A 14,736-nucleotide genomic window follows, 5' to 3' on the forward strand; every position below is an offset into this window, starting at 1 on the left:
AGACAAGTAAAAGAGCCAGCCTACTCCTTTTCCAGAGAATAGGCCGCAGACATCTGCTTGCGCCGTCGCCGGTCGGCGCGCGCCAGCATCACGGCATACGCGATCACGGCAAGCGTCACCACCAGGATGGTCAGCGCGGCGATCGCGTTGACGCGCGGATCGAGCCCCAGGCGCGCGCGCGAGAAGATCACCAGCGGCATCGTCGTCGAACCGGGACCGGACAGGAAGGCCGACAGCACCACGTCGTCGAGCGACAGGGTGAATGTCAGCAGCCAGGCCGATGCCAGCGCTTGCGTGATGTTCGGCAGGGTCACGAGGAAGAACACCTGATGCGCGCGACAGCCCAGGTCCATGGCCGCTTCGGCCAGGGATTTACTCATTTCCTGGAGACGCGACTGTACCACCACGGCCGCATACGCCATTCCCAGCAGGGTGTGGCCGAGCCAGATGGTCAGCACGCCCCGTTCGGGAAAACCGAAGACCTTTTGCATGGACACGAGCATCAGCAGCAGGGACAGGCCGATGATCACTTCCGGCATCACCAGCGGTGCGCTGACCATGGACGAGAACAAGGTGCGGCCACGGAAGCGCTGGTAGCTCGTCAAGGCAAAGGCGGCAAACGTGCCGAGGATGACGGACGAGGTGGCCGACATGAAGGCGATCTTCAGGGAGAGGCCAAAACCCGAGATGATCTCCGTATCGCTCATCAACTCGCGGTACCAGCGCAGCGAAAAGCCGCTCCACACCATGTCCTGGCGCGAGCTGTTGAACGAAAAGACGATCAGCACGATGATGGGCAGGTAGAGGAACAGATAGCCGAGCGAGAGCCAGCCGCGGCCGAACCAGCGCTGCAGGAAAGTACGTCCGTTCATGTGCGCTCCTCCGCGTCCTGGTCCTTCTTGTATTTGTTAAAAATCGCCATCGGCACGAGGATCAGCAAGACCACCAGCACCGTCACCGACGAAGCCATGGCCCAGTCGTTATTGGTGAAATATTCATCCCACAGCACGCGGCCGATCATCAGGGTTTCCGGGCCGCCCAGCAGCTCGGGAATCACATATTCGCCCACGGACGGAATGGACACCAGCATGGCACCGGCGATGATGCCCGACTTCGACAGGGGCACGGTGATGCGCCAGAACGCCTGCAAAGGCGTGGCGCCCAGGTCGGCCGCCGCTTCCAGGTAGCGCATGTCCATTTTCACCAGATTCGCGTACAGGGGCAGGATCATGAACGGCAGATACGCGTACACCATGCCGACGACCAGCGAAAACGAGGTGTTCATCATGTGCAGCGGTTCGCTCACCACGCCCAGCGCGATCAACAGGTCGTTGAGCAAGCCGTGGTTGGCGAGGATGCCCTTCCACGCATACACGCGCAGCAGGAACGAAGTCCAGAACGGCAGCATCACCAGCATCATCAGCACGGGCCGGATGGACGGCCTGGCGCGCGCCATGAAGTAGGCGAACGGGTAGCCGATGAAGAGGCAAATGGCCGTGGTGATGGCCGCGTACTTGATGGAGCTGAGGTAGGTGAGCAGATACAGCTCATCGGCGGCGATGAACAGGTAGTTGGCGATTTTCACCTTCAGCACGACGATGCCGTCGACGTACGACAGCAAGCCGCCGAACGGGCTGCCCGCCGTGTCCATGTCGGACAGGCTGATGCGCAGTACGATCAGGAATGGTACCAAAAAGGCGGCCGCCAGGAACAGCGAGGGCACGGCGATGACGGCGTTGCGCCCAGTCACCCAACGCAGGGTGACGAGCTTACGCAGCGATTGCAGGAGGGACGTCATGATGGCCTCAGCTGGTCAGCACGACGATGTCGGCGCCATCCCACCACACCCACACGCGCTGTTCGCGCTCGAGGCGCGCGACGTCGTGGCGAGCCGCGTTGGTGCGCGACACTTTCACCACCGTGCCGCTGTCGAGGCGCACGTGGTAGCTGGTTTCATTGCCAAAATACGCCATGGCGACGATTGCTCCTTGCGCGCAGTTGTAGCCATGTTCCGCTGGCGACGCCCGTTCTTCCAAAGCGGGTGGCGCGATCTGGATGCCGATTTTCTCGGGACGCACGGCCACCGAGACATCCATGCCCAGATTGCCCGTGATGCCGTGCGAGACATAGTGCTCGCCATCGGGCGTGGCGATGACCACGTGGTCGGGCTCGTCATGCGCGATGCGGCCGTCGAACAGGTTGACGCTGCCGATGAAATCGGCGACGAAACGGCAGTTCGGCGTTTCATAGATTTCGCCGGGAGCGCCCACCTGCAGGATGCGCCCTTCGCTCATGACGGCGATGCGCGTGGCCATGCTCATGGCCTCGTCCTGGTCGTGCGTGACCATCACGCAGGTGACGCCCACCTGCTCGATGATGTTCACCAGTTCCATCTGCGTGCGCTCGCGCAGTTTTTTATCCAGCGCGCCCAGCGGCTCATCGAGCAGCAGCAATTGCGGCCGCTTGGCCAGGCTGCGCGCCAGCGCCACGCGCTGCTGCTGCCCGCCCGACAGCTGGTGCGGCTTGCGCTTCGCGTATTGGCCCAGCTGCACCAGCGCCAGCATCTGCTCGACGCGCGCCGCCACTTCCGCTTTCGGCAAACCGTCGCGGCGCAGGCCGAAGGCGATGTTGTCCCACACGGATAAATGGGGGAACAGCGCGTACGACTGGAACATCATGTTGATCGGGCGCTGGTGCGGCGGCACATCGACGATGCTGTTGCCCGCCAGGGCGATGCGCCCCGACGTCGGCGTCTCGAAACCGGCCAGCATGCGCAGCAGGGTCGACTTGCCGCAACCTGAACTGCCCAGCAAGGCGAAGATCTCGCCCTTGTTGATCGTCACGGAAATATCATTGACGGCGCGCACGCCATCGAATTCCTTGACCAGTTGATCAATCAGCAAGAAGGGCGCTGAGGCGTCGCTGGCCGACGCGGCGGGTGTTGCTATCGTCATGTGTGGGTGGCTTCTGGGTAAGGGGATGTCAATAAGATGGTGTCAAAATGAAAAACTGGCCGCGAATGCAGCGGCCAAGATGGAAGTTTAGCGGAACTGCCGCCATTGCGGTCCAAAAAATGCGCAGATGGCGGCAAAATGGGGCAAAAACCTACACCCAGCCCTTCGCTTTCACATCCGCATACGTCTTGTCCAGGCACAGCCGTATCAAGCCCACCATTTCATCGATCTGCGCGCGCGTCATCACCAGCGGCGGGGCAACGATCATGCGCTCGCCCACGGCGCGCATGATGACGCCATTGTCGAACATGTGGCCGCGGCAGATCATGCCCACACCCTGGCCCTCGTCGAACAGCTCGTTCTCGTGCACGGTGGCGCCCTTCCTGCGCACCAGGTTCAGGCCCGCGACCAGGCCGCAGCTGTCCGCATAGCCGACCAGCGGATGTTCGCCCAGGCTGGCGAAACACTGATGCAGGTATGGCCCCGTGTCCTCGGCCACCTTGGCCACCAGCTGCTCTTCCTCGATGATGCGGATGTTTTCCAGCGCGGCCGCGCAGGCCACGGGGTGGCCCGAATACGTGAAGCCGTGCGTGAACTCGCCGCCCTGTTCAATCAAGACTTTAGCGACGCGATCCCCCACCAGCACGCCGCCCAGCGGCACATAGCCCGAGGTGACGCCCTTGGCGAACGTGATCAGGTCGGGCTTGATGCCGAACAGTTCGGAACCGAACCAGCGCCCCAGGCGGCCGAAGCCGCAGATGACTTCATCGGCGATCAGCAAGATGCCGTACTTGTCGCAGATGCGCTGGATTTCGGGCCAGTACGTCGCTGGCGGGATGATGACGCCGCCGGCGCCCTGCACCGGTTCGCCAATGAAGGCGGCCACCTTGTCGGCGCCGATTTCCAGGATTTTGTCTTCCAGCCAGCCGGCCGCCTTCAGGCCAAAGGCTTCCGGGCTCAAGCCGTGCCCCGACTCCAGGTAATTGGGCTGGCCAATATGCGCGATGCCCGGTATCGGCATGCCGCCCTGCGCATGCATGCCGTCCATGCCGCCCAGGGACGCTCCCGCCACCGTGCTGCCGTGATAGGCGTTGTGGCGGCTGATGATGGTGTGGCGCTGCTTGTAGCCGAGGATATCCCAGTAGCGGCGCACCATGCGCAAATTCGTGTCGTTGCCTTCGGAACCGGAACTGGTGAAGAACACGTGCTGGAACTGCGGCGGCGATATTTGCGCCAGCTTGGCCGCCAGCTGCGCGGCCGGCACGTTCGTCGTGCCAAAGAAGCTGTTATAGAACGGCAGCGTCTCCATCTGCCGGTACACGGCTTGCGAAATCGACGTGCGGCCATAGCCCACGTTGACGCACCACAGGCCCGACATCCCGTCGACGATCTTCTTGCCCTGGCTATCCCACAGGTAGACGCCGTCGCCGCGCACCATCACGCGCGCGCCTTTCGACGCCAGGTCCTGGAAATCGGTGAATGGGTGCAGGTAGTGGGCCGAGTCCATCTGCTGGATGGCGGCCGTGTCATACACCTGCGGCGCCGCGTTTTTCTGCGCCACGGAGGCAACCAGGGCGGCAATTGGCGCCAGCGGATTATTGGATGTGCTCATTGAGATCCTTTCTTAAACGTGGAGCAGAAGATGTTCGCGCTCCCACGGGCTGATGACGGTCATGAACTCCTGGTGCTCCAGGTCCTTGATGGCCGCATACACGTCGATGAAGCGCTCGCCCAGCACCGTGCGCAGCTTGTCTTCCGCGCGCAGCAGCTGCAGGGCCTCGGGCAAGCCTTGCGGCAATTCGAACTTCATGTCGTAGGCGCTGCCCACCATCATCGGCGTCGCTTCCAGCTGCTCCGTCATGCCAAGGTAGCCGCAGGCCAGGGTGACGGCCAGCGCCAGGTAGGGATTCGCGTCGGCGCCGATGATGCGGTTTTCCACGCGTCGGTCCTGCACGCCGGACTCGGGCACGCGAAAACCCACCGTACGGTTGTCCAGGCCCCACTGGATGTTGATCGGCGCGGCAGTGTGGCGCACGATGCGCCGGTAGGAATTCACATACGGCGCGACGATGGCCATGGCCGACGGCATGTAGCGCTGCAGGCCCGCGATGTAATGCTTGAAGATGGGCGCGGCCGAACCGTCCTCGTTGCTGAAGATATTCAGGCCCGTCTTCGCGTCGACGACGCTCTGGTGCACGTGCATGGCGGAGCCCGGTTCGCCCGCCATGGGCTTGGCCATGAAGGTGGCGTACATATCGTGTTTCAAGGCCGCTTCGCGCAAGGTGCGCTTGAAGAAAAACACCTTGTCGGCCAGGCCCAGCGGGTCACCATGCAGGAAGTTGATTTCCATCTGACCCGCGCCAATCTCGTGAATCAGCGTGTCGACGTCAAGGTTCATCAATTCGCAGTAATCGTAGATATCCTCGAACAGCGGGTCGAATTCGTTGACGGCGTCAATGCTGTACACCTGGCGGCTCGTCTCGGCCCGGCCGCTGCGCCCGATGGGCGGCTTCAATGGCAAGTCAGGGTCCGTGTTTTTCGCCGTCAAGTAGAACTCCAGCTCGGGCGCCACCACGGGTTTCCAGCCCTTGTCCGCATACAGTTTCAGCACGCGCCGCAGCACGGAGCGCGGGGCGAAATCGACCAGAGCGCCGTCGGCAAAATAACAATCGTGGATGACTTGGGCGGTGGGATCGGTTGCCCACGGCACCATGGTGATGGTGGTGGGATCGGCCTTCAAAATCATGTCGCGGTCGGTGCTGGAAATGGCGCGGTCATAACCGCCATCGTCGACCGGATAATTGCCCGTCACCGTCATGCCCAGTACTGCTTCCGGGATGCGCATGCCGCGCTCCTGGGTGAATTTCCCGCGCGGAAGGATCTTCCCGCGCGCCACGCCCGTCAAGTCGGGGACCAGGCATTCGATTTCCGTGACGCGCTTTTCATTGAGCCACAAATCCATGTCCGTATAGGTGAAATTTTCGCGTATTGCCATGCTTCCCTCTCGCTGGTCTTGATCAAACGCCGCGTACTGCCGGCGGCGCGCCTGTCATCCATTCTTTCTGTGCTGCTGTTCCAGGTAATCGCGACAAGCCTGGCCGAAGGCGCCGAACAGGCGCATCGACTGCGGGTTGTCTTCCACCTGCCACTCCGGGTGCCATTGCACGGCCAGCGTAAAACCGGCGGCGCTGGCCACGCTATATGCTTCCACCAGGCCGTCGTCGGCCAGGGCTTCCACCAGCAAGCCCTCGGCCAGCCGGGCGATGCCTTGGCCATGCAGGGAATTGACCATCATTTCGCTCTCGCCGCCCAAGAGCCGTGACAGCAGGCCGTCAGGCATCAGCTTGATGCGGTGCGCGGGCCCGTACTGGCGCTCCAAAGGATCGAGCACGTTTTCACGGTGGTCCTGCATGCCAGGCACCGCGTGCACGGCCTGGTGCAGGCTGCCACCCAGGGCCACGTTGACTTCCTGGAAGCCGCGGCAAATGGCGAGCAAGGGCAGCTGGCGCGCCAGCGCGGCGCGGATCAGGGGCAAGGTGGTGGCGTCGCGCGCGGGGTCTTGCGGCAGGTCGGGATGCAGGATGTCTTCGCCATACAGGCGCGCGTCGACGTTCGAAGCGGAACCGGTCAGCATGACGCCATCGGCGACGTGCAGCGCCGCTTCCAGGTCCGCATCCGCGCCCAGGGCGGGTAGCAGCAGCGGCATGCAGCCGGCGCCGCGCACCACGGCGTGCAGGTATTTGTCCTGCGCCATGTGCCAGGCGTGGCTGCCAAGCTGGCGCTGGCAGGCAGGAACGAGAACGATGGGACGGCGCATAAAGCTTCCTCGCTGGCGTGACGATCCAATGACAGCGCCATGACAGCGCTGCCGCTCGCTTCACTGTACAGCAGAGCCGCAGGCAGCGGCCACACCGATGGACGTGGCCAGCGGCGGCGCACATCGCCTACACTACGGCTTTGCAATATTGCTCTTGATAAAATCATCATATGCCCGTCCGGCGCCAAACACCAGCGCCGCAGGCAAAGTCCCTTACTTTCCCATGCATCCACACCGTATTCCAGCCTTCCTGAACACCTTTTCCACCCCGAGGGGGCGGCCATGAAGCACATGCCATGGCGCGACTTCTTCGCCCTCGTCGTCAGCATCGGCGTGGTCGGCCTGGGCCTGGGCGCCACCATGCCGCTCACCGCATTGACCCTGCACCAGCGCGGCGTGGGCACGGACATCATCGGCATGATCACGGCAGTCAGCGCCCTGGGCATCCTGGCCGCCTCGCCATTCGTTTCGCGCTGGGTGGGGCGTTTCGGCGCGCGCGCCACCATGCTGGGCGCCGTGTGGGTGGCCTCGCTGGCGACGATCGCCATGCAGTGTACCGACCACCTGCTGGCGTGGAGCGTGCTGCGCTTCCTGTTCGGCGGCGCCATGGGCGTGCTGTTTACCATCGGCGAAGCGTGGGTAAACCGCCTGGCGCCCGACAATTCGCGCGGACGCGTGGTGGCCATGTACACCACCAGTTTTACGTTCTTCCAGCTGATCGGTCCTGCCCTCGTGGCGCTGTTCAACGACAAGATCAGCTGGAGCTTTGCCGCCTGCGGCCTGCTGTTTTTGCTGGCCGTGCCCGGCTTGATGCTGATCTCGAACAGCGGCCCGGAAAGGGAGCCGGAAGAACATGGCGTGAAGTGGACATTGATTCTGCCGCGCATGCCGATGATCGTGCTGGGCGCCGCCTTCTTCGCCCTGTTCGACACCCTGGCATTGAGCTTGCTGCCGCTGTACGCGATGGAACACGGCATCGGCACGGACCTGGCCCTGCTGTCGGCCACCGTGGTGCTGGTGGGCGACACTGGCCTGCAATTCGCACTGGGATGGATGGCCGACCGCTACGGCCGCGCCAAGGTCCACGCGGGCTGCGGCGTGGCCGTCTGCCTGCTGCTGCCGCTGCTGCCGTTTGCCGTCGGCACGCCATGGCTGTGGTGGACCTTGCTATTGCTGCTGGGCGCGGCGGCGGGCGGCATCTACATGCTGGCGCTGGTGGCCTGCGGCGAACGGTTTACAGGACTGTCGCTGACCAGTGCCAGCGCCATCGTCAACGCCACCTGGGGCGTGACCAGCGGCGGCGGCCCCCTGCTGACAGGGGTGCTGATGCAGTCCGTCGGCGTGAACGCGCTGCCGGCAGTGATGTGGGTATGCGCCGCCATCTTTGTCGGCAGCGCCGTATGGGAGCGCAGGAAGGGGATCGTGTAGCTTGCGCTACTGCTTCTGCTTTTCCAGGCGCTGCCGCAGTTCTTCGGCCACCGGATAATCGGGATACGCCTGCCGGAACGCCATCCATTCCTGCTGCGCCAGGGCGCCCTCGCCTGCCTTGAGCAGGGCGTCGATCTTCACCAGCCACACGGAAGCGTCAAGCTTTGCCGGCGGCGGCATGGCCAGCGCGCGCTGCACCGGCGCCTGGCGTTGCAGGCCAGATTCAGCCTTCATGGCCGCCTGCTGCTCCATCGCCTCGCGCATTGCCGGCGCCGGCGCCGGCGGGGGCGGCGGTGCTGGCGGCGCCACTGGTGCTGTCTGAGGCGTGGGAAACGAGACTGGCGCTGGCGGCGCTGTCAGCGGTGCTGGCTCGGCCTGCGGTGTCGGTCTCGGTGCCATCTTGGCCACCGCGCGCGGTGCCGGTGCCGCTGGCAAAGCTGCGGGTTGCGGCGGTGCCTCAGCCGCCGGCGGCGGAACGGACGTGGTAGCAGAAGCGCCAGGTGCCGGCGTCACCTCCGGCGTGACCGGTTCCCCGATCACGGGAAACTGCGCCGGCTTCGATCCGAACCAGTCCACGCCGATCAGGTTGACCGTCAACAGCACGGCCGCGGCCAGGCCCAGCGGAACACGCCAGCGCGGCAGGGAATCGGGCGTCTTTTTCGCAGGCAGGGTGCGCAGCACGCCATCGGCGCTGTCGTTCGCGGCCGCCGGCTGGTGCAAGGCTTTTTCCGCGGCCGCCAGAATGGCCGCATCGAGCGCGCTGGAAGGCGCAGGCTGCGGCAGGCTGGCCAGCAGCGCGTTCAATTCCTCGTCATCGGCTTCGTGCTTGTCTGTATCGTGCGTATTCATGCCTGTCCTCCCGTGCCGGCCGCGCTATCGAGCTGGGCCCGCAATTTCTGCATGGCGTAGCGCAGCCTGCTTTTCACGGTTTCCGCTTCCGCCCCCGTCACCACGGCGATATCCAGGATGCTCATGCCGCTAAACTGCTGCAGCACCAGTGCTTCTCTTTGCTCGGCTGGCAGAGCGGCGATGGCCGCATGCAGCAGCGCGTGCTGCTGTTTCTGCTCCAGCGACTGCTGCGGCGACAGTCCATCGTGCGGCGCTTCGTCCCTGCCTTCATCGAATGGCGAGGCTTCCCTCTGGCGCAGGATGTCGATCAGGCGGTTGCGCGCGATCTGGTACAGATAGGTGCGGAACGCCGCCTGCGGCTGGTAGCCGGCGCGTGCCGCATGCAGGCTGGCCCACGCATCCTGCACGATCTCGTCCACCCACGCTCGGCGCGGCGCACGCCAGGCCACGAAACGGTACAGGCCCTGGCTATGGCGCCGGTACAATTCGCGAAACGACGGCAGATCGCCAGCGCCGTAGCGCAGCATCAGGTCTTCATCCGTCGCAGTAATCAGGGTGTCGGGCATGCGGAGCAGTGTAGCCGAACTGCGCGGCAGCGGCAATTTCCCTGCGCCGTCAGCGTACGGTGGACACAATGGGCGCATAGCTGATGCGGCGTACTTCGCGGATCTGTCCATCCCTGAGCGCCCCTTCCACCAATTCATAGCCGAGCAAGGCGAAGACCCGGCCCTGCAGGAACAATGGCCGCGCATTGCCATACCAGTCCACGCAGGACGCGCGGCAGCCGTCGTCCGGCACTTGACCCGGCCGAGCCGCCAGCGCGCCCAGCTCCGTCAACTGCAATCCGCTGTTGCGCAGATACAGGACGGAGGCGGCTGGCTTGTTGAGGCCAGGGCGCTCGTCCGCACCCAGGATGGGCAAGCCGACCACACCCTCGCTGGCCGTTTGCGGCTTGTAGAAAAAACCGTGGCTGCGCGACTCGCCCTGCGCCGCGTCGGCGCGGATGTAGCGCGTGGCGATCGCCGCCTGCGCCCCCAGGCGGATGCTGCTGAAGTGCAGGTTCCTGCCCTGCGCGCCGATCACCACGGCGTCATCGCCCAGCGCCTCGATACGTTCCACGCCATGCGGCAGGGACAAGGCTTGCACGCTGCCCGCATCGGCCCAGCGCACTGCAAACAGGGGCTGGCGCGGCCAGGCCTGGTCCGCCTTGCGGCGTCCGGCATTGCCAGGGTTGCCGTACAACAGATACGCGCCCACATAGCGGTTCTGCAAACCGTAGCCGCCACCACCGGGCAGCGCCTTGTAGCTGCTGGCGGGCGCGCTGTCGCGGCCATCGGAAAACGACGCCAAAGGCACGCGCAGCAAGGCCATGTCGCCGCGCCCCCGCGCGCCATCCCACATGGCGTCGCCCTGGCCTTCGGCGCGCAGCAGCACGTTCAGGTGGCCATCGCTACTTTCCAGGAACGAGAACTGGTCGACGGGCGCGCCGGCCACCTTCAGGGCGCTGGGCGCGCCGCCATCGAGGGGAATGCGGAACACGCCCGAGTCGCTGCCGCGGCGCGTCGTCCACACGAAAACGGATTCGCCCGATACATAAAACACGCGGCCCTGCGGTCCCATCACGGCCGTCGCTTCGCAGCGCATGTCGCGCTGCGCCAGATCGCACACGGTGACCGTATGCAGGGTCAGGCCGAAGCCCGTTTCTGGTTCTTCATCGGTGCGGTAGATGCGCGTGGCCGGGGCGATGCGCTTGAAATCGGACGGCACGGCATCAGGACGCCAGCGCCGCAACGCGGGGAAGCCGCCGAACGGGTCGCCCCGGCGCAAGTTCAGCGACAGGGGCGAATAGAACACCAGTTTGCCGCCGACCAGCCGGCTCGCATAATTGCGCGACGAGTAATAATCGTTGGAGCGCAAGTGATACGTGGAACGGTAGGCCAGCTTGCCGTCCCCGTTGACGTCGAACAGGCCGATCTCCGTGCCGCCACGGTTGTAGCTGTAGCCGATCACTACCACCGTGTCGCCATCGATCAGCATTTCGTCATACCAGCTGCCGGACGGGTCGCTGCCGGGCGCGAACGCGTCGAGCGACGACACGGGCTGCAAGACGTTGCCGCCCACCGCCACCGTGAACAGCTTGCCGCGCCGGAGCATCACGAGGTGCTTGCCATGCAGCTTGACGATGCCGCCTTCGTCCACGCCCGCCGTCTGCACATTGGTGATGGATTCGGCAGCTTCTGCCGATGGCGCGGGGGCAGCCTTGGCCGCCATCGGTGCGGGAGAGGCGGGAAAAGCGGGCGGCGGCGCCATGGACTGTGCCGAATACTGCGCCGTGGCGCGCTGCAGTTTCTGCTGCTTCAGCAGCAACGCCTCCTGACGCGCGTGCAGCTGCTGCAGGTAGCTGCTCAAGGCTTGCTCGCTGGCGAACGGCGCCAGGGTCTTGCGCGGCGCCGTGCCGGCGGCGTGGCTGCCTGCCGACAGCAGCAGGGACAGTGTCAATGTGATCTTGAGGGCGCTGGACATCGCTTCTTCTCCGGTTGGCTGGGGTGTCCAACATGAAACGCAGCAGCGCAGAAAAAGGGGTTAAATACACGTGAAAATATTCACGCAGCGTTCACCTTATTCAAAACCCCGTATGCGGTCGCCATTGAAATTCGGCAGCCGCCATTCGAAGTGCAGGGCCAGGAAGCGGAACAGGAAACCGGCGCCGATGGACGCCAGCTGCGCCACCGAGCTGTCGACCTTGAAGTACAGCAGGCCGACATACAGGCTGCCCGTGAACAGGGCCACGGTGGCATACACTTCGCGCTGCAGCACGAGGGGAATCTGGTTGCACAGGATATCGCGCAGCAGGCCGCCGAAGACGCCAGTGATCATCCCCGCCAGCACGACAATAGCCGGATGCATCTTGGCCGACATGGCGATGTCGCAGCCGATCACGCAAAACGCCACCAGGCCCAGTCCATCGACCAGCAGGAAGATGGCGCGCAGATGGTGCAAATAGCGCGCGACGAAGGCCGTGACAATGGCCGCGCCGATGGTAAACAGCAGGTATTCGGGATGCGCGATCCAGCCCAGCGGATAGTGCCCCAGCAGCACGTCGCGCACGGTGCCGCCACCGAGCGCCGTGACGGTGCCGATCATGCAGATGCCGAACAAATCCATGCCGCGCCGCATCCCCATGATGGCGCCGGACATCGCTTCGGCGACAATCGCCACCAGGTAAATCGTATATAGCAGCATGCTCTTATTCTTCCGAAAATGATTTGAGAATTTGTTCGCGTTCGCGCGCTTCGCTCAGGGTGCGCGCTTCATTCGTGCCCGTGCTGGAGCCGCCATTTCCAGCGCCAGCTTCGCCGTGCGCCATGCGCGTATCCGCACCGCCGCTGCCGCAGCCGACACTGCTGTGGATAAAAGCAAAGTTATCCTTCAGGCAGTCGCCGGCCAGGTATTCGGCATACACGTAATCGCCGTCGAGCAGGGCCAGGCCTGGCGGTTCGGCCAGTACCTGCTCGCGGCGGCCCTGCACGGCCACCTGCATGTAGTCGCGCCAGACGGGCAGCGCCAGGGTGCCGCCGGTGGCATTGCCCAGACTTTTCGGCTGATCGTAGCCGAGCCAGACGACGGACACGAGGCCCGACGAATAGCCGGCGAACCAGGCGTCGTAGGCGTTGTTCGAGGTGCCCGTCTTGCCGGCCGCGTCGCCGCGCCCCAGCGCCAGCGCGCCGCGTCCCGTGCCGCTCTTGACGACGTCGCGCAGCATGCTGTCCATGACGTAGGCATTGCGCGTGGAGATGACTTGCGTACCAGGCGCCGGCTCGCCCTTGGCGCGCAGCGCCGCATCGCTGAACAGCACTTCGCCGCTGCGGCTGCGCACTTCCTTGATCAGTTTCGGTGGCATCTGCATGCCCCCATTGGCGAACACGGCATACGATTGCGCCAGCTGCAGCGGCGTGACGGCGCCCGCGCCCAGCGCCAGCGGCAGCGAGACGGGATTGCGCGCGCCCTCGAAGCCGAAGCGCGTGGCGTAGTGCTGCACGTAGCCGGGGCCGGCCGCCTGCATCAGGCTGACGGCCACCAGGTTTTTCGAGCGCACGAGGCCGCGCCGCACGCTGATGAAGCCTTCATAGTTGTTGCCGTAATTGCGTGGACGCCAAGGCCGTGCGCCCGTTTCCTGCGGCAGCAGCAGGCGCTGCGTGTCGTCGACGGCCGTGCCGGGGAAATATCCCTTTTCCAGCGCCGCCGAATACACGAAGGGCTTGAAGCTGGAGCCGGGCTGGCGGTAGGCCTGCATCGCGTGATTGTAGTGGTTGCGGTAGAAATCAAAGCCGCCCGCCATGGCGACGATTTCGCCGCTGTGCGCCTCGACGGAAATGAGCGCGCCTTCCATCTCGGGCAGCTGGCTCACAAGCCAACCCTTCTTTGCCGCGTCATGCATCACGCGAATCACGCTGCCCGCAACGATGGCGCGCTTGCCATCCCAGGCCAGCTTGCCGCCCAGGCGCGCTTCCGATGCCGTCAGCACGATCTCGTCGCCATTACGCAACTGCGCCGTCAGCTGGCGCTTGCCGGCGGTATCGGCCTTGCGCACGAGGGCGGCGCGCAGTTCACCGCTGTCCGGGTAAGGGGCCAGCTGGCGCGCCACGCTGTCTTCGGAAGCGGCCAGGCGCGCTTCCGGGCCACGGTAGCCGCGCCGCGCCTGCGCGTTCAACAGTCCATCTCGCAGCGACTTGTCGGCCGCCCGTTGCGGCGCCATGCGGATGGTCGTCGTCACGTCCAGTCCCATGCTGTAGGCGCCTTCGGGATAGCTTTGCAGGATCAGTTGGCGCGCTTCCTCGACCGCATACGCGGCCGCATGCACGGAGCTGTTGCGGTCCTTGTTCAGGGCCAGCTTTTCCGCCACGGCGGCCGTGTATTCGGCCGGCGTGATGTAGCCCAGTTCGCGCATGCGCTGCAGGATGTAGTGCTGGCGCACGGTGGCACGCTGTGGGTTGGCGACGGGGTTGTAAGCCGATGGCGCCTTCGGCAAACCGGCCAGCATGGCCGCTTCGGCGATGCTGACGTCGGCCAGTGGCTTGTCGAAATAAATGTTCGAAGCGGCGGAAAAGCCGTAGGAGCGCTCGCCCAGGTAGATCTGGTTCATATACAGTTCCAGCAGCTTGTCCTTGCCGTAATGCTGTTCCAGCTTGTAGGCGAGCAGCATCTCCGTCAGCTTGCGCTGCACGGTCTTTTCGCGCGACAGGAAGAAGTCGCGCGCCACCTGCATGGTGATGGTGCTGGCGCCCTGCGCGTGGTGGCCCGTGACGACATTGGCGAGCGTGGCGCGCGTCAAGCCATAGAAGTCGACGGCGCCATGTTCATAAAAGCGCGCATCCTCGATGGCCAGCAAGGCCTGGCGCATGCGCAGCGGGATATGCTTCAACGGCAAAAATTCGCGGCGCTCTTCGCCGTATTCGGCCAGCAGCTCGCCTTCGCTCGAAAAAATGCGCAGCGGCAGCGCGGGCTTGTACTGGGCCAGGTGTTCGACGGCCGGCAAATCCTGCCACGCCTGGCGCAGCCACCAGCCGCCCGCCAGCGCGGCGGCCATGCCCAGGCCCAGGGTCAATCCCAGGCCGAATTTCAGATTGCGCGCCAGCTTAGACTGGGGCTTGCGGGTGCTGCTGTCGTTCGCTTGTGCTTCCATGGTGG

At 64.6% G+C, this 14,736-nt stretch carries 12 protein-coding genes; 1 reads left to right on the forward strand and 11 read right to left on the reverse strand.

Translation table 11 applies throughout. The features are described from left to right. Positions 1-20: 20 nt before the first annotated feature. The 6 genes from GYK42_RS04220 to GYK42_RS04245 all read right to left on the reverse strand — a co-directional run bounded on the left by GYK42_RS04220 (position 21) and on the right by GYK42_RS04245 (position 6,771). Positions 21-872: an ABC transporter permease gene (locus tag GYK42_RS04220; protein WP_166446458.1), complete on the reverse strand. Its 852-nt coding sequence runs from the start codon at positions 870-872 to the stop codon at positions 21-23. Beyond that, positions 869-1,798, reverse strand: coding sequence for an ABC transporter permease subunit (locus GYK42_RS04225; RefSeq protein ID WP_166446459.1), 930 nt, complete (start codon positions 1,796-1,798; stop codon positions 869-871). Before GYK42_RS04225 ends, GYK42_RS04220 begins: the two co-directional genes overlap by 4 nt. A gap of 7 nt (positions 1,799-1,805) precedes the next feature. Next, the gene (locus GYK42_RS04230; RefSeq protein WP_166446460.1) at positions 1,806-2,954 is read right to left on the reverse strand and encodes an ABC transporter ATP-binding protein; all 1,149 of its coding nucleotides are present in this window, start codon (positions 2,952-2,954) and stop codon (positions 1,806-1,808) included. 151 nt (positions 2,955-3,105) lie between these two features. After that, a complete protein-coding gene (locus GYK42_RS04235; protein ID WP_166446461.1) occupies positions 3,106-4,566 on the reverse strand; it encodes an aspartate aminotransferase family protein in 1,461 nt (486 codons plus the stop codon). A gap of 12 nt (positions 4,567-4,578) precedes the next feature. Beyond that, a complete protein-coding gene (locus GYK42_RS04240; protein ID WP_035822563.1) occupies positions 4,579-5,949 on the reverse strand; it encodes a glutamine synthetase family protein in 1,371 nt (456 codons plus the stop codon). Between the two features lie 54 nt (positions 5,950-6,003). Continuing rightward, positions 6,004-6,771 carry a gamma-glutamyl-gamma-aminobutyrate hydrolase family protein gene (locus tag GYK42_RS04245; protein WP_166446462.1) on the reverse strand — a complete coding sequence of 256 codons (768 nt, stop codon included), beginning with the start codon at positions 6,769-6,771 and terminating at the stop codon, positions 6,004-6,006. A gap of 282 nt (positions 6,772-7,053) precedes the next feature. Here GYK42_RS04245 and GYK42_RS04250 point away from each other — a divergent pair, with 282 nt between their 5' ends. Beyond that, positions 7,054-8,199, forward strand: coding sequence for an MFS transporter (locus GYK42_RS04250; protein ID WP_034746015.1), 1,146 nt, complete (start codon positions 7,054-7,056; stop codon positions 8,197-8,199). Positions 8,200-8,205: 6 nt separating this feature from the next. Here GYK42_RS04250 and GYK42_RS04255 read toward each other — a convergent pair whose 3' ends face one another. From GYK42_RS04255 to GYK42_RS04275, 5 genes are all read right to left on the reverse strand, one after another. Then, positions 8,206-9,048: a hypothetical protein gene (locus GYK42_RS04255; RefSeq protein WP_166446463.1), complete on the reverse strand. Its 843-nt coding sequence runs from the start codon at positions 9,046-9,048 to the stop codon at positions 8,206-8,208. Further along, positions 9,045-9,614 carry a sigma-70 family RNA polymerase sigma factor gene (locus GYK42_RS04260; RefSeq protein WP_240943438.1) on the reverse strand — a complete coding sequence of 190 codons (570 nt, stop codon included), beginning with the start codon at positions 9,612-9,614 and terminating at the stop codon, positions 9,045-9,047. The genes GYK42_RS04255 and GYK42_RS04260 overlap by 4 nt, the downstream gene beginning before the upstream one ends. Positions 9,615-9,663: 49 nt before the next feature. Further along, complete coding sequence (locus GYK42_RS04265) at positions 9,664-11,571, reverse strand: beta-propeller domain-containing protein (RefSeq protein WP_166446464.1); 1,908 nt, start codon at positions 11,569-11,571, stop codon at positions 9,664-9,666. Between the two features lie 96 nt (positions 11,572-11,667). Beyond that, positions 11,668-12,291: a trimeric intracellular cation channel family protein gene (locus GYK42_RS04270; RefSeq protein ID WP_034746006.1), complete on the reverse strand. Its 624-nt coding sequence runs from the start codon at positions 12,289-12,291 to the stop codon at positions 11,668-11,670. 4 nt (positions 12,292-12,295) lie between these two features. Next, positions 12,296-14,731 carry a penicillin-binding protein 1A gene (locus GYK42_RS04275; protein WP_166446465.1) on the reverse strand — a complete coding sequence of 812 codons (2,436 nt, stop codon included), beginning with the start codon at positions 14,729-14,731 and terminating at the stop codon, positions 12,296-12,298. Positions 14,732-14,736: the final 5 nt, after the last annotated feature.

Source organism: Janthinobacterium lividum (genome assembly GCF_011601275.1).
GTDB lineage: Bacteria > Pseudomonadota > Gammaproteobacteria > Burkholderiales > Burkholderiaceae_D > Janthinobacterium > Janthinobacterium lividum_E.

Coding starts and splice junctions, on each gene's coding strand:
- GYK42_RS04250 (WP_034746015.1), top strand. CDS start 7,054: ATGAAGCACATGCCATGGCGCGACTTCTTCGCCCTCGTCGTCAGCATC.
- GYK42_RS04260 (WP_240943438.1), bottom strand. CDS start 9,614: ATGCCCGACACCCTGATTACTGCGACGGATGAAGACCTGATGCTGCGC.
- GYK42_RS04265 (WP_166446464.1), bottom strand. CDS start 11,571: ATGTCCAGCGCCCTCAAGATCACATTGACACTGTCCCTGCTGCTGTCG.
- GYK42_RS04270 (WP_034746006.1), bottom strand. CDS start 12,291: ATGCTGCTATATACGATTTACCTGGTGGCGATTGTCGCCGAAGCGATG.
- GYK42_RS04235 (WP_166446461.1), bottom strand. CDS start 4,566: ATGAGCACATCCAATAATCCGCTGGCGCCAATTGCCGCCCTGGTTGCC.
- GYK42_RS04220 (WP_166446458.1), bottom strand. CDS start 872: ATGAACGGACGTACTTTCCTGCAGCGCTGGTTCGGCCGCGGCTGGCTC.
- GYK42_RS04225 (WP_166446459.1), bottom strand. CDS start 1,798: ATGACGTCCCTCCTGCAATCGCTGCGTAAGCTCGTCACCCTGCGTTGG.
- GYK42_RS04255 (WP_166446463.1), bottom strand. CDS start 9,048: ATGAATACGCACGATACAGACAAGCACGAAGCCGATGACGAGGAATTG.
- GYK42_RS04230 (WP_166446460.1), bottom strand. CDS start 2,954: ATGACGATAGCAACACCCGCCGCGTCGGCCAGCGACGCCTCAGCGCCC.
- GYK42_RS04245 (WP_166446462.1), bottom strand. CDS start 6,771: ATGCGCCGTCCCATCGTTCTCGTTCCTGCCTGCCAGCGCCAGCTTGGC.
- GYK42_RS04275 (WP_166446465.1), bottom strand. CDS start 14,731: ATGGAAGCACAAGCGAACGACAGCAGCACCCGCAAGCCCCAGTCTAAG.
- GYK42_RS04240 (WP_035822563.1), bottom strand. CDS start 5,949: ATGGCAATACGCGAAAATTTCACCTATACGGACATGGATTTGTGGCTC.